The organism is Rossellomorea sp. NRS-1567 (assembly GCF_050467885.1).
In the GTDB taxonomy this organism is placed as follows: domain Bacteria; phylum Bacillota; class Bacilli; order Bacillales; family Bacillaceae_B; genus Rossellomorea; species Rossellomorea aquimaris_C.
On the sequence record NZ_JBITPL010000019.1, the window covers coordinates 26,187 to 42,681 of the forward strand.

The 16,495-nt window shown below is 42.5% G+C and carries 17 protein-coding genes; 11 read left to right on the forward strand and 6 right to left on the reverse strand.

Annotated elements, in window-relative coordinates; genetic code table 11:
• Positions 1-3: 3 nt before the first annotated feature.
• On the reverse strand, positions 4-810 hold the full coding sequence (gene recX / locus ACIFOD_RS15205; RefSeq protein WP_430315313.1) for a recombination regulator RecX: 807 nt from the start codon (positions 808-810) through the stop codon (positions 4-6).
• A gap of 90 nt (positions 811-900) precedes the next feature.
• Here recX and ACIFOD_RS15210 point away from each other — a divergent pair, with 90 nt between their 5' ends.
• From ACIFOD_RS15210 to ACIFOD_RS15220, 3 genes are all read left to right on the forward strand, one after another.
• Positions 901-1,806, forward strand: a complete 906-nt coding sequence (locus tag ACIFOD_RS15210; RefSeq protein WP_430315314.1) for a TIGR01777 family oxidoreductase — start codon at positions 901-903, stop codon at positions 1,804-1,806.
• A gap of 71 nt (positions 1,807-1,877) precedes the next feature.
• Positions 1,878-2,003, forward strand: a complete 126-nt coding sequence (locus ACIFOD_RS15215; protein ID WP_079531092.1) for a YfhE family protein — start codon at positions 1,878-1,880, stop codon at positions 2,001-2,003.
• Between the two features lie 106 nt (positions 2,004-2,109).
• A complete protein-coding gene (locus tag ACIFOD_RS15220; protein WP_044339722.1) occupies positions 2,110-2,295 on the forward strand; it encodes a YfhD family protein in 186 nt (61 codons plus the stop codon).
• A gap of 96 nt (positions 2,296-2,391) precedes the next feature.
• Here ACIFOD_RS15220 and ACIFOD_RS15225 read toward each other — a convergent pair whose 3' ends face one another.
• Positions 2,392-2,892, reverse strand: a complete 501-nt coding sequence (locus tag ACIFOD_RS15225) for a DoxX family protein (protein ID WP_430315315.1) — start codon at positions 2,890-2,892, stop codon at positions 2,392-2,394.
• Between the two features lie 514 nt (positions 2,893-3,406).
• Between ACIFOD_RS15225 and ACIFOD_RS15230 the strand changes: the two genes are divergently transcribed.
• Complete coding sequence (locus tag ACIFOD_RS15230; protein WP_430315316.1) at positions 3,407-5,029, forward strand: ABC1 kinase family protein; 1,623 nt, start codon at positions 3,407-3,409, stop codon at positions 5,027-5,029.
• A 65-nt stretch (positions 5,030-5,094) separates the two neighbouring features.
• Complete coding sequence (locus tag ACIFOD_RS15235; RefSeq protein WP_430315317.1) at positions 5,095-5,277, forward strand: hypothetical protein; 183 nt, start codon at positions 5,095-5,097, stop codon at positions 5,275-5,277.
• A 148-nt stretch (positions 5,278-5,425) separates the two neighbouring features.
• Here the strand turns inward: ACIFOD_RS15235 and ACIFOD_RS15240 are convergent, their stop codons facing one another.
• Positions 5,426-5,749, reverse strand: coding sequence for an MGMT family protein (locus ACIFOD_RS15240; protein WP_430315318.1), 324 nt, complete (start codon positions 5,747-5,749; stop codon positions 5,426-5,428).
• A 184-nt stretch (positions 5,750-5,933) separates the two neighbouring features.
• Here ACIFOD_RS15240 and ACIFOD_RS15245 point away from each other — a divergent pair, with 184 nt between their 5' ends.
• Together ACIFOD_RS15245 and ACIFOD_RS15250 are read left to right on the forward strand one after the other, a co-directional pair.
• Positions 5,934-6,674: a Cof-type HAD-IIB family hydrolase gene (locus ACIFOD_RS15245; protein ID WP_430315319.1), complete on the forward strand. Its 741-nt coding sequence runs from the start codon at positions 5,934-5,936 to the stop codon at positions 6,672-6,674.
• Positions 6,675-6,789: 115 nt separating this feature from the next.
• Complete coding sequence (locus ACIFOD_RS15250) at positions 6,790-7,302, forward strand: CBO0543 family protein (protein ID WP_430315320.1); 513 nt, start codon at positions 6,790-6,792, stop codon at positions 7,300-7,302.
• 138 nt (positions 7,303-7,440) lie between these two features.
• Here the strand turns inward: ACIFOD_RS15250 and ACIFOD_RS15255 are convergent, their stop codons facing one another.
• The 3 genes from ACIFOD_RS15255 to ACIFOD_RS15265 form a co-directional block, all read right to left on the reverse strand.
• Entirely contained in the window at positions 7,441-9,570 is a 2,130-nt protein-coding gene (locus tag ACIFOD_RS15255; RefSeq protein WP_430315321.1) for an AAA family ATPase, read from the reverse strand.
• A gap of 166 nt (positions 9,571-9,736) precedes the next feature.
• The gene (locus ACIFOD_RS15260; RefSeq protein ID WP_430315322.1) at positions 9,737-9,925 is read right to left on the reverse strand and encodes a hypothetical protein; all 189 of its coding nucleotides are present in this window, start codon (positions 9,923-9,925) and stop codon (positions 9,737-9,739) included.
• A 42-nt stretch (positions 9,926-9,967) separates the two neighbouring features.
• Positions 9,968-12,019, reverse strand: a complete 2,052-nt coding sequence (locus ACIFOD_RS15265) for a catalase (RefSeq protein WP_430315323.1) — start codon at positions 12,017-12,019, stop codon at positions 9,968-9,970.
• Between the two features lie 217 nt (positions 12,020-12,236).
• Between ACIFOD_RS15265 and ACIFOD_RS15270 the strand changes: the two genes are divergently transcribed.
• From ACIFOD_RS15270 to ACIFOD_RS15285, 4 genes are all read left to right on the forward strand, one after another.
• Positions 12,237-12,872: a DUF4004 family protein gene (locus ACIFOD_RS15270; RefSeq protein WP_430315324.1), complete on the forward strand. Its 636-nt coding sequence runs from the start codon at positions 12,237-12,239 to the stop codon at positions 12,870-12,872.
• A gap of 25 nt (positions 12,873-12,897) precedes the next feature.
• Positions 12,898-13,689 (forward strand): hypothetical protein, encoded by a 792-nt coding sequence (locus ACIFOD_RS15275; RefSeq protein ID WP_430315325.1) that lies wholly within the window; start codon positions 12,898-12,900, stop codon positions 13,687-13,689.
• A gap of 173 nt (positions 13,690-13,862) precedes the next feature.
• Positions 13,863-15,158, forward strand: a complete 1,296-nt coding sequence (locus tag ACIFOD_RS15280) for an alkaline phosphatase family protein (protein WP_430315326.1) — start codon at positions 13,863-13,865, stop codon at positions 15,156-15,158.
• A 33-nt stretch (positions 15,159-15,191) separates the two neighbouring features.
• Positions 15,192-16,466, forward strand: a complete 1,275-nt coding sequence (locus ACIFOD_RS15285) for an MFS transporter (protein ID WP_430315327.1) — start codon at positions 15,192-15,194, stop codon at positions 16,464-16,466.
• The last annotated feature ends 29 nt before the right edge of the window (positions 16,467-16,495 follow it).

Consider the following 16,495-nt stretch of genomic DNA (forward strand, 5'->3'; position numbering starts at 1 on the left):
AAATCATTCTTCATTTTCTTTTAATTCTTCCAAAAGTCTTTCGATGTCCTCCATAGAGAAACCTTTTCGATACAAGGTCTGTTTCATTTTCTGGACATACTCGTATCCCTCATACTTTGAACTCAGCTTTCTATGAGCCTTTAACCCTTGGTGATAGACGGCATCCCATTTTTCATCGTCATCCCGATCAGATTCTACTGTCTCCCAGACAATTTTCATGACAGAACCCGGATATCCTTTTCGCATCAGATTTTGTTCAATTTTTTGCCTGGCAATCATCTTAGAATCTTTTCTATATTTATGAAGAAGTTTTTCGGTGAGACCGACCGCTTTGTCTACCTGCTTCTCTTCGGTAAATACAGCAAGAGCCTCTTCGATATAAGGGTCATCCACCCCTTTTCTTCTTAATTCCCCCCGGATCCAAGTCGGCCCCTTATCAGAGGTATTCATGTGAGTCCCGACAAAAGCGTGAGCGAATTCTAAATCATTAATGTATTTAATATCATTTAATTTATGAATCACTTCCTGTATGACTCCATCTTCGGGATCTCCTTCTTGTAAATGGTCCCGAATTTCTTTTTCCGTGCGCATTCGATGGGCTAAATATTGAATCGCTTTATTGAATGCTTTTTTTACATCGTCTTCATATTGAAGCTCTGAAATCTCAAGCTCATCCACATCCAGACCTTTTCGAAGCTGAAACTTCGCCAGTACTGCTTCATCGACACTGAAGGCATATTTTCCATCTATAAATAAATTGTAACGCTCATCGTTCTTTACTTGCTTCGTTATTTTCGTAATCTTACCCATTTTTTCCACCTCATTGTAATCCTAACACATTCAGCATATGTTTTTTATTCTGTAGATAGGTAAAATAATAAGTATATTGGAGGGATGATGATGAAGATCGCTATAACAGGTGGGACGGGTTTTGTCGGGCAGGCTCTAACGGAGGAACTTCTCGGACACCATCACGAAGTCATGATACTTACTCGAAATCCGGATAAATACGACAATCGTTCAGGAGTTACCTACGTAAAATGGCTTTCCGACGGGGCGAAACCCGAAGAAGAGCTCGAAGGAATCCAAGCCTTCATTAACCTTGCAGGGGAATCCATCAACAGCGGCCGCTGGACAGATGAGCGTAAGAAACGAATCATCAATAGCCGGATCAACTCAACACAAGAGGTAATGAACATTATAAAGGCACTGAAAGAGAAACCGGCGTGTCTTATTAACGCAAGTGCAATCGGCTACTATCCTTCTTCCAAAACGAATACGTATACGGAAGCGTCAACGGAAACGGCAGAGAACTTTTTAGGAGAAACCGTTCAAATATGGGAAAAAGAAGCGAGCAAGGCAAATCAGCTGGGTATCAGGGTTGCATATGCTCGTTTCGGAATTATACTGGGGGAAGGGGAAGGCGCCCTCCCTCGTATCGCTCTTCCTTATAAAATGTTTGTGGGAGGAACGGTTGGGTCCGGTGACCAATGGATGTCGTGGGTCCATATTAAAGACATCGCAAGAGCGGTGCATTTCATTGCTGAAACAGAATCCATCTCGGGACCGGTGAATGTGGCAGCACCCTCCCCCGTTACCATGAAAGAGTTCGGGAAAACACTCGGGGCCGTGCTTGGCAAGCCACACTGGATTCCTGTCCCTTCCCTTACTTTAAAAGTAGCAATGGGTGAAATGAGCGCCTTAGTCCTAGAAGGCCAAAAAGTACTTCCGAGTGTCCTTTCAGAAAACGGTTTTCAATTTGAATACCCTGAATTAAAAAGTGCCTTGATTGATATTTATCATTAATTCACAGGTATGCCCCTTTCTTTTCAAGGCAAAAATAGAAGTAATCTTGAAAAGAAGGGATGTACATACGAATGGATAATAAGAAGAAGAAAGACAAAAACAAATCGGTTCTATCCAGTGCACAGGAAGTAACGTATTCAAGAGAATTCAAAGCAGCTGATCGTGCAGGCGGCTTCAGTTCCAAAGCCCATAGATAGACAATTATTACCTAACTAAAAACCCTTACTTTGAAGAAGAATAAAGGTACAGACTTCTTAGTCTGTACCTTTATTTTTTTAACCAACTGAAAAGGGGATGTTCATATTGGGCAGATCACGCGGAAATAGCAAACGAGGAAACAAAAACAGCTTGCCACAAACACCCGCTCAGCTCAAATCTGACGGTGTTGACGAAGAGTTCTCACGTGAACTTGCCGACCAGGCTGATATGGAAGCACAAGCTCGCGCCAATGCTGCCAACCAGCGTGCACGAGTGAAGAAAAACCAATAGTGTACTCCCTGTAGGTAAAAAAAAGATAGGTTCTGAGGAATTCACTAAGAAACCACCCATGCAATGTCTGCATGGGTGGTTTCATTAAACGTTCTATCACACCACGATCGGTTTTTTATTCTGTTTGCCTTTAGGAAGGACCATATGTTTCAGGTATGGCATCATCCAGCGGTCAGCTCCCCAACAGAATGCCCCTCTGCCGGCAAAAAGAAGGATGATGGCAACTGTGTAGAGAACTGGATTCGTGCTCACCGTGCCTGCTAATAAGAAGTTTAAGTTCATGAAAGCTCCTGCGAGTAGCGCCGGTATTGTCATGAAGCCGACAATCAAGCCAACTCCCACCAGCACTTCTCCCCAAGGGATCAAAGTATTGAATACATCGACATTCGGTATTGCGAACGCTGTTAGGAATTCTGCGTACCACCCTTGAACGGCTGGATGATCTCCCGTCGCCTTAGCCAATGCTCCTTGCAAGAATCCGCTTGCATCAAAACCATCGTTCACCTTATGCCAACCCGCTTCCAGCCATTGAACGCCCAACCAGATTCTAATCACTGTCCAAACCATGCTCACCTTTTGATTTTCCCACCATCTCATGATGGATCATCTCCTTTTGGATCTATATTGTGAAATATTTCACAAGAGTGATTAAAAAAACAGTTGATCAAAGTTTGTGATGGTTTTTGATATGATAGCTGTTTTGTTTGTGAAATATTTCACATTCCCTTTACACTTATAATATACCTCTTCTCCATGCGTATTGCAATAGGCTTTTGAGCAGTTCACAAAGGTGTCAAAAACGGTAAAAAAACATTTTATAATTTCATTCACTTCTTTGTGATTTAGCTTTTTGAGATGAATTCCTCTCAGCTACTAACTGGTTATTTCTTTCACGATGAATTGTTTTAAATCCCGCTCATTCTGTGATTCACATCCTTTGGTATCGTTAGAAACCTTTTACTGATATTATTCAATATATTGAATTGTGTATATATTACTATGAAAATCCAACGGAAAATGAACTTTCTTTATGATAAGGCAGAGAAACTTTCTTCTTCTTTATCCGTATTACATAATAGAACTAGACAGTCCAGTTACGGGGGATGAAACGATGAAATCAGAGAAGAAGCTTTGGAGAATGTGGAAGGTATTATCACTGGCGCTTTCCATCGTGGTGAGAGTCTATTGGTACCGTCTCCGCGGTAAGTCCCAATGGGAGAAAGAGAAGCTCTGGGAACGCATTGGAAAAGAGTTTAAAGAAACTTTATTTGAGTTAAATGGCGTTTTGATCAAGGTTGGCCAGCTCCTTAGTATACGTGAGGATTTGCTTCCGAGAGGATTTATCAATCAAATACAGGATTTGGTCGATCACGTTCCTCCTTCACCATGGAAGGAGATTGAAAAGGTTCTGGAAAGTGAATGGAACGGTTCTGTGACTACTAAGGTACAGGCCATCGAATCAGAAGCTGTTGCTTCAGCTTCAATAGGAGAAGTTTACAAAGCGACGCTGTTAGATGGTACCCAAGTGGCTATAAAGGTGCAGCGCCCTGAGATTCCTTCCCTGGTGAAGACGGATTTCCGTTCCCTTGCCATCATTATTTGGTTCGCTCGACGATTCGCTCCAGTTCCCAAAGGGTTCATTGATTTCAAGATGCTTTATCAGGAATTAAAGCAAGTCATCGAACAAGAGCTCGACTTTTCAAAGGAAATGAACACGGCAATTTCATTCAAGCAGCGGTTCAAGGACCATCCTAACGTGAAGATTCCTGCTATGTACCCTGAACTTTGTACAGATAAAGTATTGGTGATGGAGTGGGTGGATGGCGTTCGATTGAATGACAGAAAAGCGTTTGAGTCTTATGGGTTGGACGGGCAGAAGTTAGCTCAGGAATTGTTTCGCCTCTTCCTTCCCCAATGGCTCGAGCCGGGCGTCTTTCATGCCGACCCACATGCAGGGAATATACTCCTTCAGCCGGATGGTACCTTTGTTCTCCTGGATTACGGAATGATCGGGGAAATTTCCAAGAGAGATTCCACTCACTTTCAAGATCTTCTGGAAGGAATCCTTCTAAAGAATTTCCGGAAAGCAGCAGAAGCTCTGGCTCAATTAGGGTTCTTGCTTCCTGATGCCAGTCCGAAAACGATCGAACCCGTGCTGAAGGAATTTGTCACACTCGATATGGAGCAATTCAAACAGATGGATCTGATATCCGTGAAGAAAGAAATAAATGATATGGTGAAATCATTGCCTGTACAAGTGCCTACACGCTTCATCTTTTTAGGTAGGTCTTTTGCAACCATAGAAGGGCTTGTTCATACATTGAATCCCGATGAGGAGACCCTCGATGTTGTCAAACCCGCATTCATGGATTGGGTAAAGGATAGTAACACAAACAAGTGGGAGCTTCTTTTGAAATGGATAAGCGCTCAGCCTCTGTTTCAAACGGTGCAAAAAGTCCGTCAGCTCCTGGACGTACCGGAAAAAGCACTCGAGCAAAAGGATCATCATCAGCAAAATGAGTTTCAGTTTTTGATTTTTGAAAACCAAAAGAAGCAGTCCTTCATCCTTCTACTCTCCGGTGGCGTTGGCGCGTTTACAGGATTGGGATTCGACGTGGATTTCATTTACCAAGGTAGTTTAGTGGTATCTGGATTAAGTCTAGTTGGTTATTTGTTTATCAGCTCCCGACAAAAACGTTGGCTGAAGAGACTTAGGAATGGACAGCTGAATTAACAAAAAAAGGTAACCTTGAATTTAGGTTACCTTTTTTATGGTAAAATATAGAAAGGAGGGATACCATGACAAATCCTAAGAAATCGTTTAATGATGTGACAGACCATTTGTCGAAAATCGAAGGAGCCCCCATGAGTAAACCCGAAATGGGGAGTCTGCCATTGGGAATCCGGATCATCGGATACGTGATCATTGGATTCACAGCCCTTACATCTTTATTTGTCATTGTTTTCGGCTTTCTTGATTGAAACCTGGTTAAGATTTTGACATAGAGATGCCACAATGGAATCGACCGGTACCGTTAGCCTGAACCAATAGAAATTAACTTTTTAGCTATGCAATTTTGAGGTGAGGAGTAATTTATGCGTCAATTTGAAATTTTTGGAATTGATCACACTAAATATCCCACTCCGGTTCGGGCTCATACCGATACTTCTCTAACCTGATCCGATTCTTCCCTATGAAATGAACCCCTTCAGCTTCCAAACATAGCTTTTGGGTCATCGCTTGCTCTTCATCCCCAAATCCAATTTCCCCCTTGCTATTCAAAACCCGGTGCCAGGGAAGTTTATACTTTTCACTCATGGAATGAAGAATCCGTACGACCTGCCTGGTAGCTCTTGGACTGCCTGCAAATGAAGCGATTTGACCGTACGTCATCACTTTTCCAGAAGGGATGCTCTGTATGATTTTTACAACTCGTTCAGTAAAAGGTTTCATGCGAATTCATTTCCCCTTTTCATATGTAAATCCATAGATTTCTTCCTCTCACTTTGTACTTCTTCTATTGTAATACGAAGGTCCAAGCTTAGGAAATAATACCTTCATCAAGTCGGCTCCCTAGAAGATTTTCTCCAATTATATTACACTGGATATGAATGAATAGAAGGACGTGATAGGTATTATGGATATTAAATTAATTGCCCTGGATATGGATGGAACACTCGTTAATCACGAAGGAGAAGTATCTCCTGAAAACGCACAAGCCATTCAACGTGCGAAGGAGAAAGGAATTCATGTGGTGTTAAGTACCGGCCGCTCCCTTTTCACATGCCGGGACATTTCAGATGAGCTTGGACGTTCATCTTATCTGGTGACCGTGAATGGAGGGGAAATTTACGATCATGAATACAAGCTGGTAGACAGCATCCCACTCGATCTTGATCTTGTGAAACAGCTTTGGAAATTAAAAGAAGAGCATGATGTCTACTTCTGGTCTTCTACTTCCCAAGGACTTTTCAATACGAATAAGCCTTTTGATCAAGATATCGGTACCTATAACTGGTTGAAATTCGGTTTCGATATCCAGGATGATGACGTCCGCAAAGTCATGATGGACGAGCTGGTGAAAAATGAAGCACTTGAAATCACAAATTCTTCGCCGACGAATATTGAAATCAATCCTGCAGGCGTCAATAAGGCAGCGGCTTTAGTGAAGGTATGCAAATGGCTGGACCTGTCCATGGAACAAGTCATGGCGGTCGGGGACAGTATGAACGATATTGCCATGATTCGGGAAGCCGGTTTCGGAGTGGCGATGGGGAACGCACAGGAAGCTGTGAAAGAAGCCGCTGACTGGGTCACTGGTATCAATACGGATCACGGGGTAGCCCAAGCGATTGATAAAATTTTATCTGATAAGTAGTAGATGAGCCTATTAAAGTGCCTGATTCAATAAGAATCAGGCACTTTATATGTCAAGAGGTCTATTCTGTTTCTGATACGTCCATACTGAGTAACAAAAACAAGGATTGTTCTATATGTATTTATTACTGGTAGTGATTGTTTATCTGATTTTTGCCAAGCTTTTTATTGATTGGAAACGCTGGAAAGAGTATTATCCAACGGTTCAATACTATATTATTTGTAATCTCACATATAATTTTATTTTTTACAACCATACATTATGGGAGTACAGGGCTGTAACGGTAGACTGGCTCAATCATACCTTTATTGAACTTGTCTTCTCTTTCTTCATCATTCCGGTTGTCATCATGATTTTTCTTCGTTATTTTCCATATCGAAAAAGGAAGTGGCTGTATCTTACGTGCTGGATTGCCTATTTCACGTTATTGGAATACTTATTTCATAAAAAAGGACTGTTCCTTTACGAAAATGGCTGGAATTTAGGATGGTCTGCTTTTTTTAATGTCATCATGTTTTCAATCTTAGGATTGCACCATAAAAGGCCGTTACTTGCCATCATTATTTCCTTACCTATCATTGCGATCCTATTATTCATTTTCCATCCATCTTTACAAGATTTAAAGTGAGGGTGTTTCTATGATTTCCTTTTCTACCCCTGTATTTATTGTCTTAGTTTTAGGAGTTTATTTAGCTATGGCAGTATATATCACTTTTTTGAAGAGGAAAGAATAGAAAAAGAAGCACCTCAAAGGATGCTTCTTTTCTTATTTGACGATGATTTCGTCGTTTTCCAGTGAAATGACTACGTCCGTTACACCATCTACATCAAGGAGTAAATCAGCGATTTTATCTTCCACTCTTTCCTGGATCACACGACGTAATGGGCGTGCACCGAATTCAGGATGATATCCCAGTTCAACGAGTTTACTCTTCGCATCTTCGTCGATGGTGACAGTAATCCCCTGTTCTTTAAGTTCAACCTTCAACTCGTCAAGCATAAGGTCAAGAATTTGAAGAAGCTCTCCTTTGTCAAGAGATTCAAATTCAATGATGCTGTCAAAACGGTTCAGGAACTCAGGCTTAAAGTAGGCACCGAGTGATTGAAGAATATTCGTTTCTTTAATCGCATCTGTGCCATCTGTGTTAAAACCGACCACTGCTTCCTTCTTGTCCGTCACACCTGCGTTACTTGTCATGATGATCACAGTCTCTTTAAAGCTGACCGTTCTACCTTGACTGTCGGTGAGACGTCCATCTTCAAGAATTTGCAGGAACATATGCTGAACATCGGGATGGGCTTTCTCGATTTCATCCAGGAGAATGATTGAATAAGGGTTTCTTCTTACCTTTTCAGTCAATTGACCGGATTCCTCATGACCTACATAGCCTGGAGGTGAACCAATCAATTTAGATACTGAGTGTTTTTCCATGTACTCACTCATGTCTAATCGAAGCATTGACTCCTTAGATCCGAACAACTCTTCTGCCAGTGTTTTCGTTAATTCTGTTTTACCTACACCTGTTGGTCCTACAAAGAGGAAAGTTCCGATTGGACGATGCTTCGCCTTCAATCCTGCACGGCTGCGGCGGATCGCTTTCGCTACTTTTTTCACTGCTTCTTCCTGTCCGATTACTTTACCCGCCAGGTTTTCTTCCAGTGCTTTCATTCGTTTCCGATCATCACTTTGCAGCTTCCCAACAGGAATACCCGTTTTCGATTCAACGATCGTCTGGATCAGTTCTCTTTCTACAAGTGCTTTAGAGTCTGACCCACCTTCACTAACTTGTCTTTCTAATTCTGCTTCTTGATCGCGAAGGATGGCAGCTTGTTCATAGTTCTCTTCTTTTGTTGCCAGATCCTTCTTCTCTCTTACATCGTTCAATTTTTTATATAGAGCCGACTTGTCTTTACCCTCTGACTGTAGATTGACTTTAGAACCTGCTTCATCCATTAAATCAATGGCCTTATCCGGTAAGAATCGATCCTGAATATATCGATGGGATAGTTTCACACAAGCCTCAATAGCCTCGTCTGTAAACTCGACTCCATGATAGTTTTCATATTTATCTTTTAATCCTCTAAGGATCTCAATAGCTTCTTCAGGTGTCGGCTCATTGACCAAGACCGGCTGGAAACGACGCTCAAGTGCTGCGTCTTTTTCAATTTGGCGGTACTCCTTCAATGTCGTAGCTCCGATTACTTGCAGTTCACCCCGGGCTAAAGCTGGTTTTAGAATGTTCCCTGCGTCCATGGAGCCTTCAGCAGAACCGGCGCCAACCAGTTGATGGATTTCATCAATAAATAACATCACGTCTGGTCGATTCTGAAGTTCGCTGATGATGGCTTTTAAACGTTCTTCAAAAGAACCGCGAACCCCTGTACCGGCAGTTAGTGAAGCAACATCCATTACATACACTTCTTTATTTAATAACTTGGATGGAACATCACCTGCTACAATTTTAAGGGCCAGCCCTTCAGCGATAGCCGTTTTACCCACACCGGGCTCACCGATGAGTACCGGGTTATTCTTATTACGACGATTTAAAATTTCAATGACGCGATTCACTTCTTTGTCCCTTCCGATAACAGGGTCAATCAATCCAGCTTTGGCCGCTCCTGTCACATTGCGTCCAAACTGATCGAGAACGCCATTTCCTCCATTTCCGCCTTGGGTTTGAGGAGATGATTGCTGATTGTGGAAGCCATCATTTGAGTTTCCACCCATGCTCATCCCTTTAAACAACTCATCAAGCGGAAATCCTCCGTGTGTTCCAGAAGGCGTTTGCTGCTTTTGAAAGCAGGCTGAACACATCTTCATACTGGACTTATGACCATTCACTTGCTTATACACTTCAACCGTTGCTTGGTTGTGTTGACATACTTGGCATTTCATTAAACATGACCTCCTGTAGCAGAGTTTTTATATAAATATTTTTGTAGATTGTATTATGGATAAGGTCAGTGTGTTTAGTATTCGTTTACACTTAATTTGACTTTGACTTTCTTTGACCTTATAACCATAGTATACTTTGACCTATTTTGACTTTCAAGATTTCTGCTTATGGGAATTTTTTCATTTTCAATGGCTGTTTGACCTGTAGATGGAAGAGTATAGTAGGTGCAACGAAGTGAATCAAGTGATTGATTTGGACGATGTAAAAGTGGAATCTGGCTTGAGTTTCCACCGGCTTGGGATTAAATGATTGAAAAAGTGCCAGACCTGATTGATCAGGTCTGGCACTTCTCATATAGAAGAGAGAGAGTATTACTCCTCTGTCTTCAGATTAAATTTATACTAATTCGCGATCCCAATGACGATGTGCTGCGATGGCTTCTGTAAATTCTTTCGCGAATGACTTCATGTCTTCCCCGGTTACCACACCAGAGCCGCTGACACCCGCTTCTTCCAGCCAGTGTATCCCTTCATGGGTTGCACCGATCGGTTTAAAGTGAGAATACGCTTCTTTGACAAAGTAGGTTGTATCTTGAGAGAACTTTTTATCTACATTCTCTCCGCCTACTATGTAAAGGCTATCAAATAATACAGATTCCCCTGTTAAGAAGGTATGGTCCACTTCAAGCTCCGTACCGTCATCCCCTTTTCTCATCCCCAGCTTGTCACTGATGATTTCCGGTTGGATGCCATCTTCTTTAAGAGCCGAAAGAACCATCTTCACTTCTTCCCCTTTAAAGCCGTTTCCTACGATGACTCCTACTTTACGAGTAGCAGGTTTCTTAATCGTATTTTCCTGGCTTAAGGCTGGAGAAGATTTGGTTACCTTCGATCCTTCACCACTAGGGACTTCCACATCAATTGCTTCGGCAAATCCTTTTGCCAGCTTCATGCTTACGTTTGCAAACATATCGACGACCTGTTTCTGAACAGATTTGCTCTTCACTTTTCCAAGCTCGAAACTGAATGCTTGGATGATATGCTCTTTCTCAGGCTCACTCATGCTGTTCCAGAAAAGAGTCGCTTGTGAGAAGTGATCTTTGAAGCTTTCACTTCTTGCACGGACTTTACGCCCTTCCATTTTCTCCTGATAGTGAGTGTAGCCTCCTTCTTCCTGACTCGCAGGTGCTGGTGTATTTTTAGCGAGTGAGTTGTTATGGTAGCTCACCTGGCCCTTATTTATTGTATGTCGGCCGTATCCATCACGCTGATTATTGTGGAATGGGCACACCGGTCGGTTAATAGGAAGCTCATGGAAGTTGGGTCCTCCAAGGCGGATCAGTTGTGTATCAGTATAGGAGAATAAGCGTCCTTGTAATAACGGATCATTTGAGAAATCGATCCCGGGAACAACGGAACCAGGATGGAAAGCCGCTTGCTCCGTTTCTGCAAACACATTGTCCACATTGCGATTAAGGGTCATCTTCCCTACGATTTTCACAGGGATTTCTTCTTCAGGCCATAGCTTGGTAGGATCAAGAACATCAAAGTCAAAGTTAAACTCATCTTCTTCCTTAATGAGCTGAACACCCAGTTCGTACTCTGGATAATCGCCATTGTCGATGGATTCATACAAATCACGGCGGTGGAAATCCGGGTCTTTCCCGTTGATCTTCTGAGCCTCATCCCAAACGAGAGAGTGAGTTCCCAATACCGGCTTCCAGTGGAACTTCACAAAATGGGCCTTCCCCTCCGCGTTTACCAGTCGGAATGTATGAACACCGAATCCTTCCATCATACGCAGACTGCGTGGAATGGCCCGATCGGACATTGCCCACATGACCATATGAGCAGACTCCTGGTTATTCGCTACAAAATCCCAGAACGTATCGTGGGCAGAAGCTGCTTGGGGCATTTCATTATGGGGTTCCGGTTTAAGTGCATGAACAAGATCCGGGAATTTAATCGCATCTTGAATGAAGAACACAGGAATATTGTTTCCTACAAGATCATAATTGCCTTCTTCCGTATAAAATTTCGTAGCAAATCCCCGTGCATCACGCACGGCCTCAGCAGAACCCTTGGATCCGGCGACAGTAGAAAAGCGTACAAATACAGGGGTTTTCGTTGATGTGTCCTGAAGAAATTTAGCTCGAGTAAATTCTTTCATGGAATCATAGAGTTCGAACTCTCCATGTGCCGCAAAACCCCGGGCGTGAACAATCCTCTCCGGTATACGCTCATGGTCAAAGTGAGTCATTTTCTCACGGAAGTGGAAATCTTCCATTAAGGTAGGTCCGCGTTCTCCGGCTTTCAAGGAAAATTCATCTTCTGATACCTTCAATCCTTGATTGGTTGTAAGATGCTTACCTTCGTCCTCTACGCGATACTGTTCAAGCTGTTCATCCTTGCTTTTCTCATTCACTTTCGTACGACGATCGTCTCCCATTCCTTCATCCCTCTCAACGGTTATTAATGTTTACTATGTAAAACATTTCTGTTTCTTTAGTACCCTTGATCCCCGATTTCAAACATTCTCAGCCAGTTTGGAATGGGTCGTTTTTGAAAATTTCCCAATAATATCTTTACTAACGTAACATTGTTCTGTTAAACTAACTTTAAAGTAACGTAACAATGTTTTGTTACAGATAAGAGGTGATTCCTCATTGGAAACAGATCTTATTTCTAAGAAGGAAGTATTGGAACGGACCGGGATTTCGTATGGCCAGCTCTACCGTTGGAAACGAAAGAACATTATTCCGGAGAGTTGGTTTATTAAGAAATCCAGCTTCACGGGTCAGGAAACGTTCTTTCCCAGGGAAAAAATGCTCTCACGCATCGATACAATCAAAGAGATGAAGGATGATTATTCACTGGATGAACTATCCGATTTCTTTTCACCAAATCCAACTAAAATTGAAGTCCGTGCAGATGAATTACCTTCTCATAACATTCTATCGGAAGATACCTTATCCTTCTGTACAACACTTCTACCGGTAAGAAAGGTATTTGAGTTTCCAGATATATTAAATATGTTGATTATTGAGAAGGCGAAAAGGATACAAGTCCCAAGAGAAGAACTGCAAACTTTATTTCTCTTTCTTCATGAGAAGTTCACTCCACTGAAAGATTCTGCCCTTGAACTTGTAGGTCTTCGTAAAGGAGAGGAATATATATGGATGCTCCTTCCTCTTCATTCCGAATTGCTTGCTGACCATTTAGCACAGGCCGTATTGAAATTCGATTTACAACAGATGATGGAAGAATTGAAAATCACGTTAACGAATACAAAAGGGGTATGACGTCCCTGAACTGGAGGAGAAAAGAATGAATACAGTGGAAAACAAAGAACTGCATGACTTGAAGATCAGTGGATCCGGAACGTCCGGCGGAGGAAAATTCGATGCGGTAAAAATCAGTGGAAGTGGAAAGATCGTTGGCGACATCGACTGCCATGAGCTTAAAATTTCAGGTTCCGGTACGATTTCAGGTGACGTAAAAGCGGGATACATTAAAACGAGCGGTTCTTCCACCATTAAAGGGGATACAAAAGCAGAAACAATTACAACAAGTGGAAGCTCCAAAAATGAAGGCTCTGTGATGGCTGTTGAAATGAACACAAGTGGTTCAAGCATTGTTTCGAAAGACCTTATCTTTAAGACATTCAAGGTGAGCGGATCGTGTAAGGTTGGAGGAAGGATCCAAGGCGGATCGATTAAAGCAAGCGGCTCTTTACGAGTAGAAAAGGATTGTGAGGTCGAAACCTTCACTTCTTCAGGCTCGGTCCATATCGAAGGGCTGTTGAATGCTGACCGTATTCAGATTGAAATCAATCATGAATCCTCCATTAAAGAAATCGGAGGCGAAACGATTGCAGTGAAACACCACAACTCGAACGGACTGATCAAACAAATGGTCAACTTCTTTCTCCAAAAGGAAGACTACTTATTTTCAGAACTGATCGAAGGTGATGAGGTTTATCTTGAGAACACGAAGGCGAAACTGGTCCGTGGTAAAAATGTTGTAATCGGTGAGAATTGTGACATTGATACGGTTGAATATTCAGGCAGCCTGGATGTGAAGCAAGATAGTCGAATCGGAGAAAAAGTGAAGATTTAAAATATAGCTCAACTAAGGGCAGGGATGGGATACCATCTCTGTTTTTTTATATGTCTCTTCCTTCTTTACGGTCCCTTAACGTCAGCATAATCGAAATTTCATATTTTTATTCTGAATGTTCTGCTATATTAATAGGTATATAGTACAATCCTACGCGAAAGCTGGAGGCCTTTATGACTCGACTTACAGATTACCTGATTGTCATATCTTTCGACTGTTTATCTGCTTTGGATTACCCCATTCTAAAAGGTCTTCCTCACTTTCAAGAACTGCTTGCCCATGGATCCTTTTGCAAAAATGTTGAGACCATATATCCTTCTGTGACCTATCCCTGTCACGCCACCATTGTCACCGGTAAGCTTCCTAATTGTCACGGTGTTGTGAATAATACACTCATTCAGCCTGGCCGGGTTTCTCCGGATTGGTATTGGCATCGACGACATGTCAAGAGTACTACATTGTATGACGAAGCCAAGAATGCAGATATGACCACAGCCGCTCTACTCTGGCCTGTGACTGCGAAAGCGGACATTGATTACAACATGCCCGAGATTTTCGCGAATCGGCCTTGGCATAATCAAATCCTTGTTTCCCTTTTCAATGGAAGTCCTCTCTACCAATTACACATGAATCGTCTCTTTGGTCACATACGGAAAGGTCTGAATCAACCTGAACTTGATGATTTCGTTCTGGAATCCACCGTTGAAACGATCAAGAAGAAGCCAAACCTATTGCTTGTGCACTTTACGGATCTTGATACACAGCGTCATTACCATGGGTTTTCTTCCGAAGAAGCACATGGGGCCATACGCCGCCATGATGCCCGGTTGGGAAGAATCATTAAAGCCTTGAAGGATAACGGCATTTATGAAGAGTCTACGGTTATCGCTCTTGGGGATCATAGTGCATTGGATGAATCACAGGCTATTCAATTAAACGTTCTTTTAAAGGAAAATGGGTTGATCACAGTGAATGATCATGGAAAAGTCATCGACTGGAAAGCATACTGCAAAGGATGTGATGGCTCGGCCTATGTGTACGTGAAGGATTCTGAAACGAAACAAGCAGTTCAAACCCTATTGGAGCAATTGCAGATAGATCCGTCCAATGGAATTGAAGAGATACTCACAGGTGAAGAAGCCGGAAGAAAAGGTGCCGATGAATACTGTACCTTTATGCTGGAAGCACGAATCGGTTTTTATTTTAAAGATACTCTTAAAGGATCCTTCATCCATACGATCACCCCGGAAGATGTAAAGGAAAAGCGTTATACGTATGGGTCTCACGGATATTCTCCTGAAAAAGAAGACTACTCCACCATCTTCATGGCTTCCGGGAAAGGGATCCGGTCAAATGTTGAAATTCCTTTTATGCATTTAGTAGATGAAGGTCCGACACTAGCACGCCTGCTCGGCCTTAGTCTGGGGGCAACAGATGGAAAAGTGATCGGAGAATTGCTGGATATATAAAGAAGAGATTTTGTATCCTTAGGGGGAAAAACAATGAAGCGTTTTTCAAAAGAAGAAAGCAGCTGGATCTTTTATGACTGGGCAAATTCAGCGTATTCCATTATCATTTCGACCGCAGTCTTTCCGCTATTCTATAAGGCTGCCGCTACTAACGCAGGAGTCAGTGCCGCTAATTCCACTGCTTATTTAGGGTACACCATCGCGATTGCCACCTTTATCCTGGCTATGATTGGTCCGATTCTCGGAACGATTGCCGATTATGAAGGCTACAAGAAGAAATTCTTTACTTTCTTCTTTGCCCTCGGGGTTACATTCACTGCCCTCCTCGCATTCGTTCCCAGTGATCAGTGGCTGCTCCTCTTAATTTTTTATACAGTGGCAGCGGTCGGTTCAGCTGGTTCCAATGTTTTCTATGATGCCTTTTTAACCGACGTAACAACAGAAGATCGGATGAACCGGGTGTCATCCCGTGGATTTGGATTCGGGTACATCGGGAGCACGATTCCGTTTATCATAAGCATCGCCATCATCATATTATCTCAAAATGGGGTACTTCCTTTCTCCGTTACCATCGCCAGTAAAATCGCATTCGTCATTACCGCTTTATGGTGGGGACTCTTTGCCATCCCATTACTAAAAAATGTCCACCAGCGCTACTTTATCGAGCGTGAGAAGAACCCTGTTGCCAATAGCTTTAAGCGCCTTGGTAAAACGATGAAAGAAATCAGGAAATACCGTGCATTATTTTTGTTTCTTCTTGCTTACTTCTTTTATATCGACGGAGTCGGCACCATCATTACGATGTCTACGGCTTACGGATCGGATCTTGGGATCACCTCCACTAACCTCTTGATCATCCTGTTTGTGACTCAGGTAGTGGCTGGACCATTTGCAATTCTATACGGAAGATTGGCGGAGAGATTCACCGGGAAAAAAATGCTGTATGTAGGAATTTGCGTTTATATCATCGTTTGCATTTACGCTTATTTCCTGAAGACCACAATGGACTTCTGGATCCTTGCCATGTTGGTTGCTTCTTCCCAAGGGGGCATCCAGGCATTGAGTCGGGCTTACTTTGCAAAATTAATCCCGAAGAAGAACGCCAATGAATTCTTCGGTTTTTACAATATCTTCGGTAAATTCGCTTCGATCCTCGGACCTTTGTTAGTGGCCGTCACGGCCCAAGTGACAGGCGAGTCCAATAGCGGTGTTTTCAGTCTCGTCGTCCTCTTTATCATCGGACTTGTTATCCTTGCCTTCGTCCCTGAGCCGAAAGGAAATGAGATTGAGAAGCCTGCCATTTTATAAAAAGAGAGCCTGAACGCATATGTTCAGGC